The organism is Mesorhizobium sp. M4A.F.Ca.ET.020.02.1.1 (genome assembly GCF_004022645.1).
In the GTDB taxonomy this organism is placed as follows: domain Bacteria; phylum Pseudomonadota; class Alphaproteobacteria; order Rhizobiales; family Rhizobiaceae; genus Mesorhizobium.
In genome coordinates this window covers 1-5,715 of the sequence record NZ_RZOI01000384.1, presented here as the reverse complement: position 1 = coordinate 5,715, position 5,715 = coordinate 1, and the positions used below count along the sequence as shown (strand labels likewise).

7 protein-coding genes are annotated in these 5,715 nt (G+C 64.9%); 6 read left to right on the top strand and 1 reads right to left on the bottom strand.

What is annotated here, in order from left to right:
* Nucleotides 1-235 precede the first annotated feature (235 nt).
* Nucleotides 236-580, top strand: a complete 345-nt coding sequence (locus tag EN742_RS21805; protein ID WP_127407384.1) for an excalibur calcium-binding domain-containing protein — start codon at nucleotides 236-238, stop codon at nucleotides 578-580.
* A gap of 17 nt (nucleotides 581-597) precedes the next feature.
* On the opposite strand, the gene dinB is transcribed toward EN742_RS21805, so the two are convergent.
* Nucleotides 598-1,851, bottom strand: coding sequence for a DNA polymerase IV (dinB, locus tag EN742_RS21800; RefSeq protein ID WP_126055399.1), 1,254 nt, complete (start codon nucleotides 1,849-1,851; stop codon nucleotides 598-600).
* A 292-nt stretch (nucleotides 1,852-2,143) separates the two neighbouring features.
* On the opposite strand from dinB, the gene EN742_RS21795 reads away from it, so the two are divergent.
* From EN742_RS21795 to EN742_RS21775, 5 genes are all read left to right on the top strand, one after another.
* The gene (locus EN742_RS21795) at nucleotides 2,144-2,380 is read left to right on the top strand and encodes a hypothetical protein (protein ID WP_126055398.1); all 237 of its coding nucleotides are present in this window, start codon (nucleotides 2,144-2,146) and stop codon (nucleotides 2,378-2,380) included.
* 125 nt (nucleotides 2,381-2,505) lie between these two features.
* Nucleotides 2,506-3,756, top strand: a complete 1,251-nt coding sequence (locus EN742_RS21790; RefSeq protein ID WP_245492373.1) for a pilus assembly protein TadG-related protein — start codon at nucleotides 2,506-2,508, stop codon at nucleotides 3,754-3,756.
* A gap of 4 nt (nucleotides 3,757-3,760) precedes the next feature.
* Nucleotides 3,761-4,201, top strand: a complete 441-nt coding sequence (locus tag EN742_RS21785; RefSeq protein WP_126055397.1) for a TadE/TadG family type IV pilus assembly protein — start codon at nucleotides 3,761-3,763, stop codon at nucleotides 4,199-4,201.
* A complete protein-coding gene (locus EN742_RS21780) occupies nucleotides 4,191-4,598 on the top strand; it encodes a TadE/TadG family type IV pilus assembly protein (protein ID WP_126055396.1) in 408 nt (135 codons plus the stop codon). Before EN742_RS21785 ends, EN742_RS21780 begins: the two co-directional genes overlap by 11 nt.
* 297 nt (nucleotides 4,599-4,895) lie before the next feature.
* On the top strand, nucleotides 4,896-5,715 hold an 820-nt coding region (locus EN742_RS21775), incomplete at its 3' end, for a hypothetical protein (protein ID WP_128333260.1).

Below are 5,715 nucleotides of genomic sequence, written 5' to 3'. Positions count from 1 at the left end.
GCAGATGGAGAGGGTCCTCGCAGGGCGCCACCCGCCGCCGAGCCCCCTCTGTCCCGCCGGCCATCTCCCCGACGGGGAGATTGGCAGTGCCTCGGGTCGGCAGACCAGGAGGGGGGCGCTGTCCCGCCAGCATAGAAGGGATCGCGGCCGGCCTCCGCACATCCTTGCATGACTGGTTGTCGCGGCGGGCGGCCTAGGTTACGCTTTTTTAGGCACTAACCGGGGGGCGTGAAGAATGCTTTTACCATTCTTGCGTTGGCCTGCACCTCGTCATCATTACAGGCTGGGCAGGCTGAGATCGGTAGCTCTCTTTGCACCCTTCATCCTCTTGTCCGGCTATGTCGTTTACGGCTTTGTCGGGATCCGGATCGACTCGCCGGTGACAGCCCTCAGGCACCTTGCCGCTTTCCCGAACTGTACCGCCGCTCGCTTCGTTGGTCTGGCTCCGGCGCGTCGCGGGCAACCCGGCTACTGGCCGACACATGATGCCGACCGTGACGGGATCGCCTGCGAGCCATGGCGCGGCGGAAGCGCCGGCGGCGTCAGGGTCCACCGCTACTGGAGCACCGGTCGCCGGTAGGGTTGGCGATCGGCCAGCTACAGCTCCTTCTCGGCCAGCTCCCTGAACGCATCCGGCACCGAGCGTGCTGCTTCCAGCGCCACCGTGCCGTAGCCGACCGCCTCCCGCCCAAAACGCTGGCGGATCTTGTCGATGGCGCGGTCGGCGCCGAAGCGGGCGAGGCCCTTGCGGCTGCCGGGCCTGAGCTTCTCGTCGGCGAGGCCGAGCGGCAGTTCGAGCTGCAGCTCGGCACTTTCCTCCAGATGCGAGACAGAGATGGCAAGCAGCGAAATCTCCCGCTCCTGCGCATTGGCGGCGAGCACGCCGCGCACCAGTTCCTCGGCGATCTCGGCCAGCATCGCGGTGGCCTGGATCGGCTGCTCCAGCGTCACCGAGCGGCTGACGGCGCGCATGTCGGCGAAGCGCACGCGCACCGTTACGGTGCGGCCGGGCCGCGCCTTGGCGCGCAGGCGGCTGGCGACGCGGTCGGCGAGATGCAGCAGCGTCGGCACGAAGACGCGCGGCAGCGCCGGCTTGCGCCCAAGCGCCGACTGCGCGCCGGCGGAGTGCGCGCGGCGGTGCGTTTCCAGCCGGCGCGGGTCGCGGTTCCAGGCAAGCGCTGCGAGCTTTTCGCCGGCGGCCGGGCCCAGCAGGCGTTTCAGCGCGCCGCCATGGGTGCGAGCGAGCTGGCCGATGGTCTCGACGCCGATGTCGGCCAGCCGCGCCCTGGTCGCCGGGCCGACACCCCACATCAGCGTGACCGGCAGGTCGTGCAGGAATGCGAGCTCCGTGCCGGGCTCGACCACGACAAGCCCGTCGGGTTTTGCGACTTGCGAGGCGATCTTGGCCAGATGCTTGGTGCGCGCCACGCCGATCGAGATCGGCAGGCCGAGCTCAGCCTTCACGCGGCGGCGGATGGCATGGGCGATCTCGTCGGGCGGCCCGAACAGATGCGTGCAGCCGGCGACGTCGGCGAAGGCCTCGTCGATCGATATCCGCTCGACCAGCGGCGTGAAATCGTCGAGCACCTTGATCGCCGCGTCGCCGAGGCGCTGGTACTCGCTGAAGTGGCCGCCGACGAAGATGAGTTCAGGGCAAAGCTCGCGTGCCTTGCGGCCGGGCATGCCGCCGCGCACGCCGAAGGCCTTCGCTTCATAGGAGGCGGCCAGCACCACGCCACCGCCGACGGCGATCGGCTTGCCCCTGAGCGAGGGGTCGAGCAACTGCTCGACCGAGGCATAGAAGGCGTCGAGATCGGCATGCAGGATGGTGGCTTCTGCGCCCTGCGCCATCCCGTTCACCTTGCGGCGTTGCAGCATTAGCAGGGCCTGTTTTAAGGAATTTTTTGTCGAACAAAAAGAGAACAAACAGGGTCTGTTGTCAAGCGGCGCCGAGGGGCCGGCGAGGGCATTCGTCGCGGCCAACGGCGAGGATGCGCAATCTTGTCGGAATCTCGTTTTTTTGTCACTTTGGGGGGACGTCGCAGCGCAGTGCAGCATGACGAGGTACGATGCCGAAGACCGGAACATCGTCTGGCCGGCGGCGTTGTTGACGGATAGGGACGCCGTTTGCGGGAGGCCTGACATGGGCCATTTCGAGATTTCAGACCTCGTCTATATCGTCAATGCCTGCGTCACCGGCCGTGCCGCCGGACGCCTGGTTTCGATGGCACGGGCAGTGGAGGAATTGCGCGTGCTGACCGGGGATTTCATTTCGCCGGACGAGATGGTGGCGAACGAGTTGTCGGCCGTGGCGCTGGAACGCGGCTGTTCCGTGCTGTTCGACGAGCAGCCGGGCGCCGATATCCTCAGGGCGCCATAAGCCGCTATATCAAAGACGCGCCATTTGCGGCAAGTCTTTGAAAAATCGGCCCTTCAAGCGCCGCCCGCGACAAGTCGAGCGAAAATCTTAGGCATTCGTTTATGCATGCCTGCTCATATGGTGGCATGGCATTGCGCGCCCGTTTCTTCATGGATCACTTTCACCGCCTGCTGGGACGCAGAGGCGCGGGCGGCAACGTCGCCGTCATCTTCGCCTTCGCCTTGCCGGTGGTCGTTGGCGGCGCCGGCCTCGGTGTCGAGACCTCGCTCTGGTACTACAGCAGCCTGAAGCTGCAGGCGGTGGCCGATGCCGCGGCCTATGCGGGCGCGTTGGAAAAGGTCGCCGGTTCGGACAACCCGACCATCGTCGCCGCCTCCACCACCTCGGCAACCACCAACGGCTTTGCTGGCACGATCCAGGTCAACACGCCGCCGTCTTCAGGCCCCAACACCGCAAAGAAGGCGGTCGAGGTCATCGTCAACCAGCAGCTCGATCGCTATTTCACGGCCATCTTCAACAGCAGCCCGGTTCCGCAGCGGGCGAGGGCGGTAGCGCTGATCACCGACGCCTCGAAGGCCTGCGTCCAGGCGCTCAATCAGTCGGCCCCGCAGGCGGCGCTCTTCTCCGGCAACACCAGCGTCAACCTCACCGGCTGCGTCATCATGTCGAATTCGGTTGCTGCGGACGCCATCAGGACGCAGGGATCGGCCGCGCTCAAGGCCGACTGCCTTGTCACCGTCGGTGGCATGGTGCTGAACAATCCGGCGACCACGACCTGCAGCTCCAACGTCACCAAGGCCTTGCCTGCCGCCGATCCTTACGCCAGCCTGCCGACGCCCGCGGCCACCAACCCGTGCAGGAATGTCAACGGCAACAAGACGTCGCAAACGCTCCAGGCCGGCACCTACTGCAGCGGCATGGACCTCAAGGGCAATGTCGCGCTTTCTTCCGGTGTCTATGTCGTGCAGGGCGGTTTCAAGATCAACGCCAACGCGGTCATCACCTGCGCCGCACCCTGCACCGGCGTGACCATCTTCATGTCCGGCAGCAACACCGTCAGCATGAACGGCAACGCCACGGTGAACCTGAGCGCGCCGACCTCCGGCACCTATTCCGGCGTGCTGTTCTACGGCGACAGGACGGGGACCGCGGCGCAGAGCACGTTCAACGGCACGGCGGACTCGCTTTTGACCGGCGCCATCTATTTCCCCAGGCAGCAGGTCAACTACCTCGGCAATTTCTCCGGGAACGGCGGCTGCACCCAGGTCGTCGCCGACACCATCCAGTGGTCCGGCAGCACGACCATCAAGCAGGACTGCACCAGCTACGGAATGAAGGACATTCCGGCGGCGCAGTCCGTTCAGCTCGTCGAGTAGCCGGATGGGTGAGCGGGTCGCACGCATCTTCCGGGACAAGACCGGGATAGCCGCCGTGGAATTTGCCATGGTGCTGCCCATCCTGTGCCTCGTCTGCCTCGGCATCGCCGACGGCTGGTCCTACGTGACGAGCTACCTGCAGATGCGCGCCGGTGTCAAAACCGCGGCCAATCTGGTGATGGCCGGCGCGACCAATGACGCGGGAACGCAGGCGGTCGCGTTTTCGAGCTGGGACAACAAGCCCGAAGATGCCGCGGTCGTGCTGGTCAGATCCTACAAGTGCGGCACCACGGTGGTGGATGAGACTACGATCTGCGGCGGAACCAAGCTGCCGAATGCCTTCATCCAGATCACGGCGACGGGCACCTGGGTGCCGCCGTTCAATTTCGGCATCTTTCCGGATCCGCGCGTCATGACCCATCAGGAGGTGATCCGTGTCCGCTGAACGGATCGCCAGATGGCTCGGCGACCGGTCCGGCGGCGCCGGGCTGGAGTTCGCGCTGATCGCGCCGTTCCTGGTGATGCTGCTGTTCGGCATCTTCGCGTTCGGCTGGTCGTTCAATGCCACGTCGACCGTCCGCTACACGCTGGAAACGTCGGCCCGCGCCTTGCAGCTCAACAACACGCTCTCGCAGAGCCAGATCCAGGCGATCGCCACACAGAAACTGCTGGCGCTGGGCCTGAAGAACGTCGTCGTGACGATAGCGACCGATCCCGCCAGCGGCGGCTTCAAGATGGCGCACCTGACCGCCAGCTACGCCTTCGTCATCGAGTTCCCGTATTTCGACCAGTATCCGATCAATTACGCAACGACAGTCACTGTACCTTTGGTTGCAAGCTGAGCATCTTGCCGCCAAAAGGTTTCACTTGGTGTTCTGCAAGATGTTGCTGGCGTAACTGCGTCCCATGATCAGTTAGGACCAAGGTCTGATCAGTATAGGGCTTCTGCGGTCCAAAGGGTGCAGTCGCTATTGGTTCGCCATAATCCTCTTTGGTTTCAATATCTTACCCGTTCCGCTCGGCGCGTTGGTCGCGCATCGCTACTATATTTGTCTAAAGTTTACTTCTTCGAATTAGCAAATTTGCATACGACACTGCTATAGCGGGTAGGCGAGGTGGCGAATCCCCGAGGAGGTACTATGACAACCCGAAAAACCCTATTGGCGGCGGTGGCCGCATTCGCGCTCCTGGCCTCTCCGGCGCTGGCCGGCAACGGCAATGGCGGCGGCAACGGCGGCGGCCATGGCAACAGTGGCGGCAGCCACGGCAATAGTGGCGGCGGCAATTCCGGCAAGAGCGGCACGCACGGCAATTCCGGCACGCACGGCAAGAGCACGCATGGCAAGTCGGCATCGGCCAAGTCAGGCAAGAAGACGCAGGCCGCCGTCGATGACGTCGAGGTCGCCGCCACGCCCAAGGAGAAGAATCTCCACGCCAAGCTCGGCCGGCTGAACTCGCTGCAGCGCAACATCAACGCTTACATGAACTCCAAGAGCAAGAACTTCGCCGCAGTGCAGGCCTATGTGATGGCATCCGCGAATGCCCAGAACGCCCAGGCCGCGGTCGAAGCCGCCAATCAGGCGGTCATCGACGCCCAGGCCGCACTCGCCGACCTCAACGAGCAGCTCGCCGAGGCGAATGCGCTGACGCCGGCAACGCCCGAGGAGGAGGCGGCCAAGGCCGCGCAGATCGCCGATCTGGAAGGGCAGATCGCCGATCAGGAGACTGCCATCTCTGACGCCGAAGCGGCAGCCGCCGCGGCCCAGACCGCGGCCGACGAAGCCGCTGCCGAAGTCCCATCGCTCGACGCGGCGCTTGCCGAGATGGCCAACAAGCCGGTCGACGACGAGGTCACAGAGTGGGCCACGGGCGTGCTCGACGACAAGATCGACCAGGTAGCCGCCAAGCTGGCGGAGCAGGACGCCGCCGCGGCGACGACCGATGACACGACCTCCGATC

Excerpts from the sequence above, each read along its gene's own strand:
- EN742_RS21805 (WP_127407384.1), top strand. The coding sequence starts at position 236 with ATGCTTTTACCATTCTTGCGTTGGCCTGCACCTCGTCATCATTACAGG.
- dinB (WP_126055399.1), bottom strand. The coding sequence starts at position 1,851 with ATGGCGCAGGGCGCAGAAGCCACCATCCTGCATGCCGATCTCGACGCC.
- EN742_RS21795 (WP_126055398.1), top strand. The coding sequence starts at position 2,144 with ATGGGCCATTTCGAGATTTCAGACCTCGTCTATATCGTCAATGCCTGC.
- EN742_RS21790 (WP_245492373.1), top strand. The coding sequence starts at position 2,506 with ATGGCATTGCGCGCCCGTTTCTTCATGGATCACTTTCACCGCCTGCTG.
- EN742_RS21785 (WP_126055397.1), top strand. The coding sequence starts at position 3,761 with ATGGGTGAGCGGGTCGCACGCATCTTCCGGGACAAGACCGGGATAGCC.